Annotated in this window: 16 protein-coding genes and 1 pseudogene; 5 read left to right on the plus strand and 12 right to left on the minus strand. The window is 72.7% G+C overall.

Annotated features, from left to right (window positions below):
- Window positions 1-50: 50 nt before the first annotated feature.
- Entirely contained in the window at window positions 51-653 is a 603-nt protein-coding gene (locus LO772_RS09175) for a hypothetical protein (protein WP_231777893.1), read from the minus strand.
- A gap of 312 nt (window positions 654-965) precedes the next feature.
- Here LO772_RS09175 and LO772_RS09180 point away from each other — a divergent pair, with 312 nt between their 5' ends.
- Entirely contained in the window at window positions 966-1889 is a 924-nt protein-coding gene (locus LO772_RS09180) for an LLM class F420-dependent oxidoreductase (protein ID WP_231777894.1), read from the plus strand.
- A gap of 19 nt (window positions 1890-1908) precedes the next feature.
- Here LO772_RS09180 and LO772_RS09185 read toward each other — a convergent pair whose 3' ends face one another.
- Entirely contained in the window at window positions 1909-2130 is a 222-nt protein-coding gene (locus LO772_RS09185) for a hypothetical protein (protein WP_231777895.1), read from the minus strand.
- 371 nt (window positions 2131-2501) lie between these two features.
- On the opposite strand from LO772_RS09185, the gene LO772_RS09190 reads away from it, so the two are divergent.
- Window positions 2502-2789 carry a helix-turn-helix domain-containing protein gene (locus LO772_RS09190; protein ID WP_231779475.1) on the plus strand — a complete coding sequence of 96 codons (288 nt, stop codon included), beginning with the start codon at window positions 2502-2504 and terminating at the stop codon, window positions 2787-2789.
- Here the strand turns inward: LO772_RS09190 and LO772_RS09195 are convergent.
- From LO772_RS09195 to LO772_RS09210, 4 genes are all read right to left on the minus strand, one after another.
- Window positions 2683-3366, minus strand: a complete 684-nt coding sequence (locus LO772_RS09195) for a response regulator (RefSeq protein WP_231777896.1) — start codon at window positions 3364-3366, stop codon at window positions 2683-2685. The genes LO772_RS09190 and LO772_RS09195 overlap by 107 nt on opposite strands.
- Entirely contained in the window at window positions 3363-4631 is a 1269-nt protein-coding gene (locus tag LO772_RS09200) for a sensor histidine kinase (protein ID WP_231777897.1), read from the minus strand. The genes LO772_RS09195 and LO772_RS09200 overlap by 4 nt, the downstream gene beginning before the upstream one ends.
- The gene (locus tag LO772_RS09205; RefSeq protein ID WP_231777898.1) at window positions 4628-5713 is read right to left on the minus strand and encodes a hypothetical protein; all 1086 of its coding nucleotides are present in this window, start codon (window positions 5711-5713) and stop codon (window positions 4628-4630) included. Before LO772_RS09205 ends, LO772_RS09200 begins: the two co-directional genes overlap by 4 nt.
- Before the next feature lie 123 nt (window positions 5714-5836).
- A complete protein-coding gene (locus LO772_RS09210) occupies window positions 5837-6793 on the minus strand; it encodes a protocatechuate dioxygenase (RefSeq protein WP_231777899.1) in 957 nt (318 codons plus the stop codon).
- Between the two features lie 149 nt (window positions 6794-6942).
- Between LO772_RS09210 and LO772_RS09215 the strand changes: the two genes are divergently transcribed.
- Entirely contained in the window at window positions 6943-7413 is a 471-nt protein-coding gene (locus tag LO772_RS09215; RefSeq protein WP_231777900.1) for a MarR family winged helix-turn-helix transcriptional regulator, read from the plus strand.
- 74 nt (window positions 7414-7487) lie between these two features.
- Window positions 7488-8213, plus strand: coding sequence for a hypothetical protein (locus LO772_RS09220; protein ID WP_231777901.1), 726 nt, complete (start codon window positions 7488-7490; stop codon window positions 8211-8213).
- 227 nt (window positions 8214-8440) lie between these two features.
- On the opposite strand, the gene LO772_RS09225 is transcribed toward LO772_RS09220, so the two are convergent.
- From LO772_RS09225 to arfB, 5 genes and pseudogenes are all read right to left on the minus strand, one after another.
- Window positions 8441-10072 (minus strand): urease subunit alpha, encoded by a 1632-nt coding sequence (locus tag LO772_RS09225; protein WP_231777902.1) that lies wholly within the window; start codon window positions 10070-10072, stop codon window positions 8441-8443.
- Window positions 10069-10452, minus strand: a pseudogene (locus LO772_RS09230) (urease subunit beta); the annotation flags it as partial. The pseudogene LO772_RS09230 and the gene LO772_RS09225, both read right to left, overlap by 4 nt.
- Window positions 10453-10631: 179 nt before the next feature.
- Window positions 10632-10934: an urease subunit gamma gene (locus LO772_RS09235; RefSeq protein WP_231777903.1), complete on the minus strand. Its 303-nt coding sequence runs from the start codon at window positions 10932-10934 to the stop codon at window positions 10632-10634.
- Between the two features lie 267 nt (window positions 10935-11201).
- Entirely contained in the window at window positions 11202-13352 is a 2151-nt protein-coding gene (locus LO772_RS09240) for a S9 family peptidase (RefSeq protein WP_231777904.1), read from the minus strand.
- Window positions 13353-13460: 108 nt separating this feature from the next.
- The gene (arfB, locus tag LO772_RS09245; RefSeq protein WP_231777905.1) at window positions 13461-13886 is read right to left on the minus strand and encodes an alternative ribosome rescue aminoacyl-tRNA hydrolase ArfB; all 426 of its coding nucleotides are present in this window, start codon (window positions 13884-13886) and stop codon (window positions 13461-13463) included.
- Between the two features lie 410 nt (window positions 13887-14296).
- On the opposite strand from arfB, the gene LO772_RS09250 reads away from it, so the two are divergent.
- Window positions 14297-14842, plus strand: a complete 546-nt coding sequence (locus LO772_RS09250) for an ATP-binding protein (protein ID WP_231777906.1) — start codon at window positions 14297-14299, stop codon at window positions 14840-14842.
- 135 nt (window positions 14843-14977) lie between these two features.
- On the opposite strand, the gene LO772_RS09255 is transcribed toward LO772_RS09250, so the two are convergent.
- Window positions 14978-16183, minus strand: coding sequence for a cytochrome P450 (locus LO772_RS09255; RefSeq protein WP_231777907.1), 1206 nt, complete (start codon window positions 16181-16183; stop codon window positions 14978-14980).
- Window positions 16184-16189 lie beyond the last annotated feature (6 nt).

Raw genomic sequence — 16189 nt, forward strand, 5'->3', positions numbered from 1 at the left:
ACCGCGTGCACGCCGCGTCGTGCCCGGTCGTGCCCGGTCGTGCCCGCGGATCAGCCCGCCTTCGTCCAGTCCGCGCACCCCTGTGTCTTGAACGCCTTGTCGGTCTTCGCGATCGTCACGACCGTGGGGCCCTGCGCGACGTCGTTGGTGATGAGCCCCGCGAACTCGCCGCTGGTGTCGGAGCGGCGCTCCCAGTAGCAGAGGCTCCCGCCGTCGGAGCGGTACGTGCCGGGCGCGATGTCGGTGCCGACGAGGTAGGTGCCGTCACCGTCGAACGATGTCTTCGGCCCCGCGCTGGTGGGTGCGGGGGCGGGCGGGGTGGTGGGCGCGGCGGGCGGCGCGGACGAGGCGACGGCCGGCGCCGCGGCCGGGGGTTCGGCCGCCTCGGCACCGGGGGCGGCTGCCGGGGCGGCGGGTGCGGTCACGGTGATCGTGACGACCGGCTGCGGAGCGGCGGCGGCCGCCGTGTCGTCCTTGTCCTTCGTCCCGGACCCGCCGACCGCGGCCCCGATGGCGAAACCCACGAGCCCGATCACGACATATCTGACCCAGGACTTGGCCCACATCCGCCGCAGACGGCCCGGCTCGCGTGCCGCCGGGGCCGGGGGCGCGGGGGGCGGAGGGGTGGACGGGTAGGGCTGGTTCGGCTGCATGGTCAACTCCTGTCATTTCATGAGATTTTGGGCATGCATGGATAGGCGCGATCGCGCCTTGTGTGTCACAGAAGGTCCCCACCTTGTGAACGCACAGCATTCCAGTCGGATGGTCGCGCTGTCCGAGTTTTGGCCGAAGAAGGCCGCCGTCACCCTCGACGGCGGCGGTCGGGAGCCGCGGGCCGTGACCGGGCCGCCGCGGCGGGGAACGTCACCGCCGCGAGGAAGGGGCCCCGACCCCGTTCATATTTCGGACATGAATGTTTCACATCGCGCTGGAATGCCGGGGGATCCGCGGCGGTTCCGGCAGACATGACACTTGGAGTAGCACTCGACGCGTCCGCATCCGCCAATCAGGTCGACGCGACCGTGGAACTCGCCAAGGAGGCCTCGGCCGCGGGGGTGCGGTCGGCCTGGTTCGGGCAGACGTTCGGGGCCGACTCGCCGCAGCTCGCGGCGATCGTCGGGCGCGAGGTCCCCGCGCTCCAGGTGGGCACGTCGGCCATTCCGGTCTTCGGGCGCCACCCCCTGGTGGTCTCCAGTCTGGCCCAGACCGCGCAGGCCGCGACCCACGGCCGCTACCACCTTGGGCTCGCGCTCGGCACGAAGCTGCTGACCGAGACGGGTTTCGGCATCCCGTTCGAGCGCCCGATCGCGCGTCTGCGCGAATTCCTCACCGCGCTGCGGCAGTTGACCGACACCGGAACCGCGGACTTCCACGGCGAACTGCTCCACGCACACACCCCGGTCCCGGCCCGCGTTCCCGGCGCCGACGACGGCGTCCCCGTGCTCGTCGCCGCGATGGGGCCGCAAGCGCTGCGCGTCAGCGGCGAGTTGGCGGACGGCATCCTGCCCTACCTCGCGGGCCCGCGCGCCCTTGAGGAGCACATCGTCCCTGCGGTCACCAAGGCGGCGGAGGAGGCGGGCCGCCCGGCACCCCGCGTCGTCGCGCTGGTGTACGGCGTGGTCACCGACGACGCCGATTCCGTCCGCGCCCGGGCGACCGAAAACCTCGCGTTCTACGAGCAGTTCCCGTCGTACGCCCGCGTCATCGAACTCTCCGGCGGCACGCGGGCCTCGGATGTGGCCGTCATCGGCGACGAACGGGCCGTCACCGCCGAAATCCGCCGCTTCCGCGACGCGGGCGCCACCGAAGTCGTCTTCGCGGGAACGGACATCGCGGGCACCGCCGCCCGGCAACGGACCTGGCGACTCCTGGGAGAACTGGCCGACTGAGCGGACAAATTGAGTCGGGCTATCGGCAGTGTGTCCTGACCGCGTCGAACAGCATGCCGAGAGGGGCCACGACCGTCGGGGTGGTGTCGGACGCGGGCGGCGTGTCGTCCGGGTAGGTGGTGAGCCGATCGACCGTTTCCCGGACCTGATCCGACGTCAGCATTCCCGACTGGGCCCAGGACTCCGCGAGCAGCGCCCGCAGTTCGCCTTCCTCGTCGGGCCGCCAGGTCACCATGGGCATCAGCAGCGTCGACGTGGATGTGATTGCCGTAGAACCAGCCCCAGAACGCGCTCCCGCGCAGAAAGGCCGACCAGTCCCGAACGGGTTCCCCGGTCGATTTCACGGCCGACAGCGTACGCATGGCCGCCGGTTCGGCGTCCGGATCGCGCGGCCCGGGAGATTCCCCCATGCCGTGTACCCAGCGTGCGTGTACCAATACTCAGGGTGGGCATTCGGCCACCCTCTGCCGATGCTTGGCGTGTACCGCCGCAGGCTTTTCGGGAGGGGTGAGGTTGATGGGGCGTACGGGTGCCGTGGGAGGTGAGCCCGAGCCGTCGGACGGTCTCAGGGCGTTCGGGGCGGCGATGAAGGCGTTCCGCGAACACGCGGGGATGTCCCGGGAGAAGCTGGCCGCGCAGACGAACTACTCGCCGGAGACGATCCGTTCGGTGGAGATCGGCAGGAGGGTGCCGCGGCCGCCGCTGATCGCCGGGGTGGAGACGAGGCCGACGCACGTACGCCCGTGCCCGGCGCGGTGGTCGGACGGGACGCGGGGCGCCGAGATGTACCGCGTCACGCGGAACTCGGTCCCACAAAGCCGCTCTCGTACGCGGCGATCACCGCCTGGGTGCGGTCGCGTACCTCCAACTTGCCCAGAATGCGGGCGACATGGGTCTTGACGGTCTCCGCGCCGAGCCCCACGCGTTCGGCGATCTCGGCGTTGGACAGCCCCGCGGCCATCAGGCGCAGGACGTCTCCTTCGCGGGCGGTCAGGCGGTCGACGCGTGCGCGTGCGGGGTTCGCGGAGCGCGCGCGGTCGGGGAGCTGACGCAACGCCAGTTCCCTTACCGCGGACGGGAACAGCAAGGAGTCCCCGCGGGCGACGACGCGGATCGCGTGCACCATCTCCTCGGCGCGGGCGCGTTTGAGCAGAAATCCCTGTGCCCCGGCGCGCAGCGCGTCGTAGACGTAGTCGTCGTTCTCGAATGTCGTGACGACCAGGACGCGCGGGGGTTCCGGCATCGTGCGGACCAGGTGGGCGGTCGCGTCGATGCCGTTGAGCACGGGCATGCGGACGTCCATCAGCACGACGTCCGGGCGTAGTTCGCGGACCGCCGCGACGGTGTCGGCGCCGGTGCCCGCCTCCCCGACGACGGTGAGGTCGGGCTCGGCGGACACGATGGCGCGCAGCGCGGTGCGGACAAGGTGTTCGTCGTCGGCGAGGAAGACGCGGACCGGTTCGCCGGTGACGCTCACGCGTGGTCTCCCAGGGGGATGTGCGCGTTCAGGTGCCAGTGGCCGTCGCGAGCTCCGGCGTCGAACCGGCCGCGCAGGACTCGGACGCGTTCGGAGATTCCCGCCAGGCCGCGCCCGCCGCCCCGGGGTCGGGGCCGGGGCGTTCCGGCCTTGCCCGCGACGGGGTTGGCGATGGCGAGGCGCAATTCGCCGTCCTCGACCGCGATGCGCACCGTGATGGGCACCGTTCCCGCGTGCCGCAACGCGTTGCCGAGCCCTTCCTGCACGATCCGGTACGCCTCGCGCGACACCACGCCCGGGAGCCTTCCCGGATCGGCGCCGTCGAGGTCGAGGGCGATATCCGCGCCGGTCGCCCGGGTGCGCGCGATCAGGTCGTCCACATCCGCCAGCGACGGCGCCGGAGCCTTGGCGGTGTCCCCGTCCTCGCGCAACAGGCCGAGGACGTGGTCGAGTTCGGCGACGGCGGTGCGGGCGGTGTCCTCGATCGCGGCGAGTGCCTGGGCCGCGAAGGCCTGATCGTGTGCGAGGACGCGCCCGGCGGCGGACGCCTGGAGGGTGACGGTGCTGAGGGCGTGGCCCACCGAGTCGTGGAGTTCGCGGGCGATGCGGTTGCGCTCGGCCATGCGTTCGGCGCGCTGCTCGGCGAACGCGAGCCGGTCGGCCGGTGTCGGCCCGAGCAGGACGGGCGCGATCCGGGCGAGCCATCCGCCCGCCACCGCCGCCGCGGCGACCGGCAGGACCATCAGGAGCAGACCGGCGGCGATACCCGCCAGGGGCCGGTCATGGGCGAATTCCAGCCATCCGAAGCCGTCCGGCGTGGCGTCGCGCAGGCCCGAGGAGAAGGGCAGTGCGATCATCACGATCCCGGCGGGCGGCGCGGCGATCGAGATCCCGGCCACCGCGGCGCCGACCGCGGTGTGCAGGGTGAACCAGACGGATGTGCGGCGGCGGGCGGGCCAGGTTTCGGCGGGGCCGGTGAGGACTTCGCCGCGCGCGGTGGCCAGGACGCGTACGGCGTTGCCCTCCAACGTGCGGACCAGGGGTACGAGACCGACAAGCGCGACGAGCGGGACGTCCAAGGCGAGCGCGATCAGTTGTCGGACGTAGGCGGCGCCGACGCGGTCGTCGGCGAGGTCCACGGTCGCCACCACGGTCCCGGTCAGGAGGTGGAAGGGCATCAGGAGCGCGCCGCCGAGGACAAGGTGCACCCAGCGCAGCCGCGCACGGCGGCCGAGCGCGGACCGCAACGACGCGCGGGCGTTCATGACGCGGATATGCGCGTGGTGCGTGCGGTCGGCGCGGTCCTCGTGGGGTCCACCGTGCCCGTGATGTCCATGGTGCGCGTGACGTTCGTGGTGTGCGCGGTGCTGTGGGACAGGAAGTACCAGCCTGCGGTGAGTGCCAGCAGCCCAGTGGTCATCTCGGCAGTGTAGACAAGCGTGAGGAGCACGGATGTACGGTCCGCGGCCTCGCTGCCGGGCGCCGCGGTCAGGCTGATCAGCCCCATCCAGCCGCCCGCTCCGAAGGTTCCGCCGATCCCCACCCACGCCGCGGAGAGCGGCACGCGCGTACGGCAGCCGCCACGCCCCAGGACGAGCGCGAGTGTGCCCGCGCAGCCGACGAGGGCCAGGACGCCTTGGGTGAAATCCAGCCAGCGGGCGTTGGTGTCGCGGTTGGCGGTCCACGCGTCGGTCATGCCCAGGTCGCCGCCGGAGGCCCACAGCAGGCGCGGCGCCGCGGCGGTGAGGAGAAGAAGCGCGGTCAGCACACCGGCGTACCGGATCAGGGGGCGCCGACGCTCCGGAAGGGCCGGCAGGTCGCGGACCCGGGTGCGCAGGAAGTCACCCCAGCGCTCGTGTGCGTAGAGCGCGAAAGCGCCGATCAGGACCGTGCCTTCAATGATGAATCCGGAGTACACGACCGCGTAGACCCAGCCCCGCAGCAGATCGTCCCCGGCGAACGGGTTACCGGAGCCGCCGACCAGGGCACCGCCGCAACTGAGGGGCACCGCGATCATGATGACGCCGAGGAGCCCGGACGCGATCCACAGCGGCAGCAGGATCGGCCAGGACCGCCCGCGTTTGATCCGGGGGCGGGTCAGGGCGTGGGCGACGGCGGCGGCGACCGCGTCCATGACGAACGTGAGCAGGTTCGCGGCGATCCACTGGCCGCGGCTGATCTTCCCGGTGTCGACGATGCCGATGTCGACTCCCACGATCCACAGCAGCTTCAGTGTGAGGTACGGGGCGCACGCGGCGATGGCCCACCAGGCGAGCCGCCGCCGGAGGTCGGCCGCGGACCGGGCGCGGGCAGGGGAGTCGGGGGAGTGCGGGGGGTTCCAGGTCATGCACCGAGCCTGGTCCGCGTCCCGGGACCGCGCGTCCACCGTCACGGCGAACCCCGTCCCCCGCGTGGGGGACGGGGTCTCCACCACCCGCGCCGGCGCGGCGCGTTCGGTCGGCCCGCTCCCCTACTTGCCGTTCTTGTCCGGGTCCGCGGCGAAGGTGATCACGCCCAGGTAGCCGTCGCCCTCCTCGGTGATCTTGAGGAGCATGGTCGGCTGGTAGATCGTGTCGCCGTCGTTGAAGGTGTCGCGGCCGGTGTGTCGGGCGTACGGCTCCCTCGTGAAGACGGCGCTGTTGAGGGATTCGTCCATCATCATCTGCGTGGTCAGGGTGCGTTCGTTGTTGATGTGCACCATCGCGTGGACGTGGACCGTGCGGCCCATGTACCAGCCGGGCCAGATGGTCGTGAACTGCACGATGCCGTCGTTGTCGGTGACCTGGGCGCCGCGCAGGTAGCGCTTGTCGTCCTGCGGGGTGAGGTCGGCGTCGCCGCCGTTTCCGCCGGGGCCGCCGGGGCCGCCGGGGCCGCCGGAGGGCGGTGCGCCGCCGGGGGCTCCCGACGGGGGCGTGCCACCGGGGGCGCCGGACGGTGGTGTCCCGTCCGGGGCTCCGGACGGGGGCGTACCGCCGCCCGGCCCGCCGCCGTTTCCGCCGCCGCCGGAAAGGCTCTCCGCGCCCGAGTACAGGCCCGCCGCGTCGCAGTGCCAGATCTCCACCACCGCGTTCGGGATCACCTGGCAGGTCTCGCTGTCCTGCACCCGGATCGCCAGCCGCAACCGCACACCTTCGCGGTCTTCGCGGATATCGCCGCGGATCTTGTCGGCGTCGAAGTAGTACGGCCCCTGGGTGGTCTGCGGTGTGAGCGTGCAGGTGTTGGCGTTCTCGAACAGGCCGGTGAGGTCCGCGTCGGTGGTCGCCTGCGGGGAGATCGTGGCGCTCTCACCGGTCGTCGTGGTGGCCCGCGCGCCCCCGCTCTTCGACCCCGAGCACGCGGCCAGCAGCGCTCCCAGCCCCAGGCTGCCGATGCCCGCGATCGCCGTACGCCGGCTCACGCGCTGTCCTTCGTGGTGGTCCTGGCCCATGTCTCCGCGCTCCTCCTGGTCGTCCCTCGGGTCCGGGCAGGTTAAGGACGCGGGATGAGCATCGGATGAGAATTGCCTGTGATTCGGATGTCCCGTCCGGTGAGGGCGATCTTGACCTCAACGTCACTTCAGGTTCTACGGTCCCGTGCATGGCAACCGAACACATCACCGACGCGGAACTCGCCGCGCAGCCCGCCGCGTACTGGACTGGCGTGGCGTACGAGGCGCTGATCGCGTTCACGCGCGCCCGACAGGCCGAACAGGGCTTCACCCAGCCGCAGTTCTGGCTGCTGCGCAACCTGTCGAAGCACGACATCTCCCCCGACGGGCACGGCATGACCGTCCCCGAGCTGCGCGAGGCCATGCGCACCTACCTCAGGCCCGAGGACGATGTGGCGGCCGAGGCGCACACCCTGGTCGAGCGCGGTTGGCTCACCCGCGACGCCGAGGGCCGGCTCTGGCTCACCGAGGAGGGCGAGGCGGCCCGCGTCAGGCTCAAGGAGCACGCACCGGCCATCCGCGACGCGATCCACCAGGGCATCGACGACGCCGACTACGTCACCGCGCTGAAGGTCCTCCGGCAGCTGATCCGCAATACCGGCGGCAGTATGCCCGCCTAGCGCAAATCCGTTGGCGGGCACGGTATTTGCGGCGCGAGAATCGGGCCCTCGGACAACGGAGGGGACAACGGTCGATGGCGGCTTCGCGGGCGGTGCCGGGGCGGGACGGGTTCCGGACCAAGGTGGCGATCCACCGGGCGCGGCAGGGCGCCCACGACCACCGCGTGATCCGCCCCGCGAGGCCGCTCAAGAACGCCGCGCTGTACGACGCGGACGGCGACTACGAGCTTTACGTGGACCGTACGGACGGCCGACGCCTGGGCACGCTCTTCCTCCTCGCGGCCCGCTCGCCGCACTCCCTGGTCTACGTACCGCTGCGGTCCGGCCCGCGCGTCCCGGGTCTGGGCGGGTGGCGCGAGGGGGAGCCGCAGCCGCTCGACCTGGTGCTCGTCCCCCGCTCCCGGCAGTTCCGGCCGACACACTGGAAGCAACTGCGCGCGCGGATGGCGGCCGGGAACGCGCCCCGCGAACTCCGCACCGCGAGCGTGCCGGAGACCGACCTGACCGCCGACGGCGACATCGACTGGACCGTCTCCGCCGACCACTACTTCCTGCGCCAACACCGGCACGCCGCAACGCTGTTCCTCACGGGCGAAAGCGGCGCCTTCCGCGAGGCCGCCCGCGAACTCTTCGCCGTCACCAAGGACGGCCCCCCGGTCGCCGCGAAACACCCGCGCCTCTACTTCCCCCAGGGCTGCAACTACCACGTGTGCCGATGCCTGTACGACTGGGACGATCTGGCCAAGCACACCGACTGGGAACAGATGCACGTGACCTTCCACCCCACCTGGGCCCGCTGACCGCCGAGGGCCCGGGGAGGGCCACCGTCGGGCGCGGCGGCGCCGCGCCCGACGCCCAGGTGTGCCGCCGCGCCGTCCACCCGGCGCAACCGGGCCGGTTGCCGGGGGCTGGGCGCGGCGGGCCGACGGGCTGTGTGTCGGTGGGCTGACGGGCCGGCCGTGCCTCGCCGTGCGTCGGACCCGGAAATCCCGGGGTTGGCACGGGATTTCCGGGCGTATCCGGCGTATCAGAAGAGGAAGTAGCGCTGCGCCATGGGGAGGATGCCCGCGGGGCGCGGTTCGATCTTTTCGCCGTTGACGCGGAGGGTGGGGGTCTCCCCGGTGAGTTCGATGAGGGGGGTGGCGTTGTTGAGGGGCATGGTGGATTTGTTGCGGGTCCTGGTGTCGGTGAGGGGGGCGAGGGTGCGGCGTACGTCGAGGCGGGCGGGCAGGTCGTCCTCCAGCGCGGCGTGGGCGACGAAGTGGAGGCTGGTCGCCGCGGCGGCGAACATCGGGCGGGGAAGGACGGGTTGCGCCGTGGGGACGGCCGCGTTGGGGTCGCCCGTCGCGGCGTGCGCGATGGTGCCGCCCTTGAGGACGAGGTGCGGCCGTACGCCGAAGAACGCCGGGTCCCACAGGACGAGGTCGGCGAGCTTGCCGACCGCGATGGAGCCGACCTCGGTGTCCAGGCCGTACGCGACGGCCGGACAAATGGTGTATTTCGCGACGTAGCGCCGGGCCCGGAGGTTGTCCGACGCGACGTCTCCCGCCAGGGCGCCGCGTCGCAGCTTGTTGACGTGGGCGGTCTGCCACGTGCGCATGACGGTCTCGCCGACGCGGCCCGTCCCCTGGCCGTCCGAGCCGATCATGGAGATCGCGCCGAGGTCGTGGAGAACGTCCTCGGCGGCGAGCGCCGCACCCAGGTGTGCCGTGCCGAGGTGTTCCTCGGCGGTGTTGACGGTGTGCGGACGCGACGAATTCGTCGACGAGGGAAGGATGTTGGGGAGCGAGGCGACCGTGACGACGTCCGACGCGCTCTCGGTGTGGTACGCGTGCACGGTCCGGTCGCCGATCGCCGCCAACGCGGCGTCCACGAACCCGACTTCGCCGAGCGTGTCGGCGTGCAGCGCGACCTGGACGCCGGCCGCGTCGGCGACGCGCAGGCTCGTGTCGATCGCGGCGGGCGTCGCACCCCAGTGCGCGTGCACCGCGAACCCGCCCGCTCCGGCCCGTAGTTGCTCCCACAGGGCCTCGTCGGAGACGGTGTTGCCCTTGCCGAGGAGGACGAAGTTGAGCGGGACGTCGTCCAGGGCCTCCAGCATGCGGGCCAGGTGCCAGGCGCCGGGGGTCGTCCCGGCCGACTTGGTGCCGTCGGCCGGGCCGGTGCCGCCGCCGATCATCGTCGTCACACCGGAGCCCAGCGCCACCGCGAACTGCTGGGGTGCGACCAGGTGGACGTGGCAGTCGACGGCTCCCGCGGTGAGGATGCGGCCGTTCCCCGAGATGACCTCGGTGGACGGGCCGATCACCAGGTCGGGGTGGACGCCGTCCATCGTGTCGGGGTTGCCGGCTTTCCCGATGCCCGCGATGCGGCCGTCGCGGATCCCGACGTCGGCCTTGACCACGCCCCAGTGGTCGATGATGACCGCGCCGGTGACGACGGTGTCGGGCGCCCCCTCGGCACGGGTCGCGACCGACTGCCCCATCGACTCGCGGACGACCCTTCCGGCGCCGAAGACCGCCTCGTCACCGGCCGCGCCGCGCGGACGGCAGAGATCCTCGGTCACCTCGACAACGAGGTCGGTGTCGGCGAGGCGGACGCGGTCGCCCGTCGTCGGGCCGTAGAGGAGTGCGTACTGCCGCCGGTCGATCACGGTCATGCGGCCGTCTCCGAGGACGAAGTGGCAAGCGGAGTCGGCGTGTTCGTCGTCGGCAACGCGGACGGGGCGGGGGCGTCGAGTGGTCCGCCGCGTCCGGGGCGCAGGCCGGGGACGACGCGCGCCCCGGCCATCGGGACGAGTGCCACCTCCCGCGCGACGCCGGGCTCGAACCGTTCGGCGGTGCCGGCCGCGATATCGAGCCGCAGGCCCCACGCGGCGTCGCGGTCGAACTCCAGCGCGTCGTTGGCGGCGGCGAAGTGCAGGTGCGAGCCGACCCGCACGGGGCGGTCCGCGGTGTTGCGCACGGTGACGAAGGTGACGGGACGGCCGGGGTTGAGGCGTACGGGGTCGGGGGCGAGGAGGAGTTCGCCGGGGACGACCGGTCCGGAGACGGACGACGGGCGGGAGGAGGCGGGAGGCGGGCCGGAGGCGTGGGGCGCGGCGGGGACGCGGGGTGACCTGCCGCGGAAGGAGCGGCGGACCGGCGGGCCGCCGGGGGACGGGGCGGTGGGACGGATCTCGGGCTTCGCGGCGGGTTCGGCGGCGCCGCCCGTGCGCGTCATGGGATCGGCCGGTGGACGGTCACGAGTTTGGTGCCGTCCGGGAACGTGGCCTCCACCTGCACCTCCCCCAGCATCTCGGGGACGCCGTCCATGACGTCGCCCCGGCCGAGGACGTGCCGCCCGGCCTCCTGGAGGTCCACGACGCTGCGGCCGTCTCGGGCGCCTTCGAGGAGGAACGACGAGAGCACCGCGACCGCCTCGGGGTGGTTCAGGCGCAGTCCGCGCTGTCTGCGCCGGGCGGCGAGGTCGGCGGCGTACGAGAGCATCAACCGCTCCTGCTCGTGCGGGGTCAGCAACACGCGTCGGTCCCCCTTGGGTTCGGGTGCGGGCGGTGCCTCGCCCGGTTCGGCCGAGGCCTCGCCGATTGCCCTGAGAATCGCCGCCGCGTGTTAACCGCCGGTGCGGTGATTGTTACTGTGAGGTATCCAATTGCTCACATCGCGCGACGGGCCTCGTTGACCTGCGGGTTTCATCGGCCGTACGCGCCGTCCGCGGCGTCGGGGACGGCGGCCGGGGCGCGGCGCGTCCGCGCGAATCGCACTCCGGCCGCCCTCACGGCGACGCGATCAGAACCCTCCGCCCGGCGGGGGTTCGATGGCGTCGGCGGGCTCGAAGCCGAAGACCTTGCCGAAGAACCACAGTTCGGCCTCGCGCGTGCGGATGATGTTCTCCGCCTTCCGGAACCCGTGCTGCTCGCCCTCGAACGCCAGGTACACGTAGGGCAGCCCCTTCTCCCGGACCGCCTCGACGATCATCTCCGACTGCGCGGGCGGTACGACTTCGTCCTCCAGCCCCTGGAACACCGCGAGCGGGCACGTGAACGCGTCCGTGTGGCTGATCGGCGACAGCTCCTTGTACCGCTCGGCCATCTCGGGGTATGGGCCGACCAGGCCGTCCAGGTAGCGTGATTCGAACTTGTGGGTGTCGCGGGCGAGCGCCGCCAGGTCCGCGACGCCGAAGTGGTTGGCGCCCGCCGCGAAGGTGTCGCCGAACGCGAGGGCCGCGAGCGTCGTGAAGCCGCCCGCCGAACCGCCCCTGATGGCCAGCTTGTTCGGGTCGACGACACCGGTGCCGGCCAGGTGCCGGGCCGCCGCGTCGGTGTCCTGGACGTCGACGACTCCCCACGCGTTCCTCAGCAGTTCGCGGTAGGGGCGGCCGTACCCCGTGCTGCCGCCGTAGTTCACCTCGATGACGGCGAACCCCCGCGTGGTCCAGTACTGGTTGCCGAGCGTCAGCATCGCCCGCGACATGGCCGTGGGGCCGCCGTGCGTACTCACCAGAAGCGGGGGCAACGTCCCCTCCGGTGCCCGTACTTCGGGGTTCCTCGGACGGTAGAGGATGCCGTACGAGGTGCGCCCGTCCGCGGACGGGAACGCGATCGGCTCGGGGATCGAGAACCATTCGCGGCCCACGACGGACTTCCGTGCCGGGCGCAGGCGTTCGAGCAGCGCGTGGCCGGCGTCCTCGCGGGACTCGGAGAGGTCGGAGACGCCGTACTCGGTGTCGTCCGGATCCCAGTCCCCGTCGCCCTCGGGTCGTTCGCCGTCGGTGTCGCCGCTCTCGTGCGGCTGCGGCAGGAAGATGCCCAGCGGTTCGGCCTCCTCGGCGGGCCCCGCACCGATCACCACGATGTCCGCGCCGCCCTTGGGCCCGGCCGCGACCCGGTCCACCCACGTCAGGCCGGTCACGAGGGCCTGCGGCGGGTCCTCGGGGCGGTCGGGGTCGACGGTCGCCAGGTCGTACAGCCCGTTCTGGGCCAGCGCGCACGCCACGCGCCCGTCGGGCAGGAACGCGAACCAGCGCATCCCGAACACCCACGGCGGGCCGCCGATTTCGCCGTCGACGGGGGCCACGACCTCGACCTGGCCGCCGGCGCCGACGCGGTGCAGGTTCCACCATCCGCCGCGGCGGTCGGACGAGAACCACAGGGCGCCGTCGGGCGCCCAGGTCGGCTGGAGCACCGCCTCGCCGGGGCCGCCCGCGACGACTTCGGCGCCCGTGAGTTCGGGCGCACCGCCGGCGGACGGGTCCACGACGTCGACGCGCGCGACGACCAACTCCGTGGAGTCCCACGGCATGTGGGGGTGGTCCCACTGCGTCCACGCGAGCGCCGACCCGTCGGGGGCCACGCGGGGCGCGGCGACGAAGTCGGGGCCGGTCACCAACACCCGTACCAGCTCCGGGTTCTCGGCGGCGCCGTGGCCGTCCAGGGGGACCGCGACGATCTCGTTCACCGCTTCGCCGTGCGCCGCGACGACGTCCGGTTCGTGGTTCTCCCGTACGGCGACCGCCCAGGCGCGCTCACCCCACACGCCCGGGGGCACGATCTCCAGGTCCGCGTACCGCAGTCCGTGCGACACGGACGGCTCGGGCGTGACCGGCACCGCGTGCTCCGCGCCGGGGTCGAGGCGGTGGAGGCGCTGGTCGGCCCAGTTCGCGTACACCAGCACGCCGCCGTGGACGGTCCACGCGGCACCACCGTATTCGTGCACCCGGGTCCGGGCCGACACACCGTCCGGCAGGACGTCGGTGCGGTTCCCCGACACCCCGCGCCGCACCAGCTGTTCGCGTCCGCCTTCGGCCGGCCGCGACTCGGACCACCACACGTCCGTGCCGTCGACCCGCACCTCCCCCGGTGTCGCTGCACCGGCAACCAGCGCCTCCGCGGTGATCGGAGACGGCCAAGACCCGTACGGAAGTTCGGTCTGAGTGCTCATGCCTCCGATTGTGTCGCGCACCGCCCGCCGAGGCATCGCAGACACGGTTTCGGGCGAGCCGACCGCGGGATCGGGGGTGCGCGGCCCGCGGTGTGACCCGGGTGTCGGTCAGGAGGCGCCCGGGGCGCGGCGGAGGCGCTTGAGTTCGCCGCGGCGGGTCTTGTCGGTGAGGCGGCGCTCGGTGACGCGGCGGCTCGGTCGTGTGGGACGCCGCGGGGGCGGGGGCGGCGCGGTCGCGTCGGTCAGCAGCTCGGCGAGCCTGCGCCGAGCCGCCTGACGGTTCATCAGCTGCGAGCGCTGCTCGGACGCGGCGACGGTGACGACCCCGTCGACGAGGCGGTCGGCGAGATTGCGCAGCGCCCGGGATTTGAGCACATCGGGCAGCGCGGTGGTCGCGGCGAGGTCGAAGGACACCTCGGCGCGGCTGTCCGTGGTGTTCACGGACTGCCCGCCGGGCCCGGACGAACGCGAAAAACGCCAGGACAGCTCGGCCGCGGGAACCACCGAGCCGCGGATGTCGAGATCTGTCGGCATGAGTCCCATTGTCGCCCCCGCACGCCGCGCCGTCGACGGGATTTCCCGGAGGACGGGCAGGCCCGCCCGCCCCCGGCCTGACCGACCGGCAAACTGTTCACAGTAGAACACCCGTACGTGATCGTGCGGGATGATTCGCCGGTCCGTGTGGTGTCTTCGTTGCAGCTCACCAAGGTTGGCCTCACATCTCGTCATGAGGTGCCGTTGTCCGGACATCGCCTCGTATCGAGCAGTAACAGGCACATATGAGCAGACCTGATCGACAAATCGTCACGCTGAAGGTCAATCCGGATCACAGACGGAAAAGCGCGGATGCTCCACCACGATGCGCTCCAGACTGGCCATCCCAGCCATTCCGCACCAATGCGGATCCAGGGACACCCGTCCCTCAGCCGAGCGCCGGAGCACACGTGCGACGCACCGACGAGACACCGTTCGACCCCCCGCTCGCCCCGTCCCCCGACATACCGCTCGCCCCACACACATCATGCGACAAGCCGATCGATCTCTCGTACGCCGCGCTCCTGCTGGACCCGGCGGACGCGGAGCCGGTGTTCGTCCGGTGGACGCTCCCCACGACCACGGCCGCGGTCCCCGAACTGCGCCACCGCGTCCGCGACGTCCTGCGCGGCTGGGGCATCGACGGCGACCTCCGGGACACCCTGCTCCTGGTGACCACCGAACTCGCGTCCAACGCCGTACGGCACACCGCGATGCTCACCGAGTACATCCACGTCACCCTCGCCCTCGGCGCGGACCGCATCCGCCTCGACATCGCCGACGGCCACCCGTTCCGCCCCAAGGCGCTGACCGACAGCGGCACGGACGCCGAGGACGGCCGGGGCCTGCTCATCGTGAAGGTCGCCATCGCGGAGGCCAAGGGCGTGATCGACGTGCTCCCCACGGCGGGCGGCAAGACGATACGGGTGCGCGTCCCGATCAACCCGCGCGCGTGAGGCGGCAGGCCGCACGACGCCGCGGTCGGGCCCGCCCCGCGACCGGGCGGCAAGCCCGACGGGCGGGCGCACGGCGTCCCGGATGCCCCGGACGCCCCGGACGCGGCCGACCCCGCCCGCGCGCCCCGCACACCCCTACGCGGCGACCACCCGCACCGGAGCGCTGTCCAGTGCCCGCGACACGTGCGCGAGCCGGCGCGTCGGCTCACCCGCCGGCTCGATCCGCGCGACCTTCCGCACCAGCGCCCCGAGCAGCGCCTTCGCCTCCAGCCGGGCCAGCGCCTGCCCGGCGCAGCCGTGCGTCCCCGACCCGAACGCCAGGTGGTCGACGGGGTTGCGGCGTACGTCGAAGCGATCCGGGTCACCCCACTTGCGCTCGTCGCGGTTGGCCGAGCCGAACAGCAGCATCGCCCGCGCACCCGCCGGCACCTTGACGCCGTCGACATCGGCGTCCCGGACCACCTGGCGGCACGACGCCTGGAACGGCGCGTCGTAGCGCAGCGCCTCCTCGAAGGCGCCCGGAATCAGGGTCGGGTTCTCGCGCAGCGCCGCCCACTGCTCGGGGTGCCGGGCGAGCAGCACGAGCAGGTGCGCGAGCGCGTCGGACGTCGTCCCCATCCCGGACACCAGGAACGTCAGGATCACCGACATCGCCTCGACGTCGTCGACCTCGCCGCGGTCCGCCGCCGCGAACACCTTCGCGCCCATGCCGTCCGGCGCCAGGCCCCGGCGCGTCACGACGCGGGCGACGTACGCGCCCAACTCGGCCACCCGCGCGGCGCCGTCGGCCGACCGCTCGTTCGCCGGGCCGAAGTCGTCGAACACCGCCGCGGCCCACAGCGGCAGCCGCTCGCGGTCGCGGTCCGGCAGGCCGATCAGGTCGCCCAGGATGCGCACCGGGAACATCCGCCCCCAGTCCGCGACCGCGTCGAACGACCCGCGCTCGACCAGGTCCTTGACGAGGTCCTCGGCGCGCCACCGGATCATGTCGCCGATGCGCGGCAGGTGGCGCGGCCCCAACTGGTCGCCGATCAGCCGCCGGTAGCGGTCGTGCTCGGGCGGGTCCACACTGCTCGGCAGCCCCGCGCGCACCGGGTCGTCCTGGGGGCGCAGGCCCACGCCGCCGACCGACGAGAACACCTCGGGGTCGCGCAACGCGTCGCGGACGTCGGCGTAGCGGCCGATCGCCCACACGTCGTGCGCGGGGACGTGCACCGCCGCGCCCGCGTCGCGCACCCGCGCCCAGGCGGGGTACGGATCGGCGAGAACCTCGTCCGCGAAGGGATCGAACTCCGGTGCGAGCGGGCTCACCGCGCCAACCGGGACGTGCTGCGCACTCACACGCAC

Origin of the sequence: Yinghuangia sp. ASG 101 (assembly GCF_021165735.1) — a bacterium.
Classification (GTDB): domain Bacteria; phylum Actinomycetota; class Actinomycetes; order Streptomycetales; family Streptomycetaceae; genus Yinghuangia.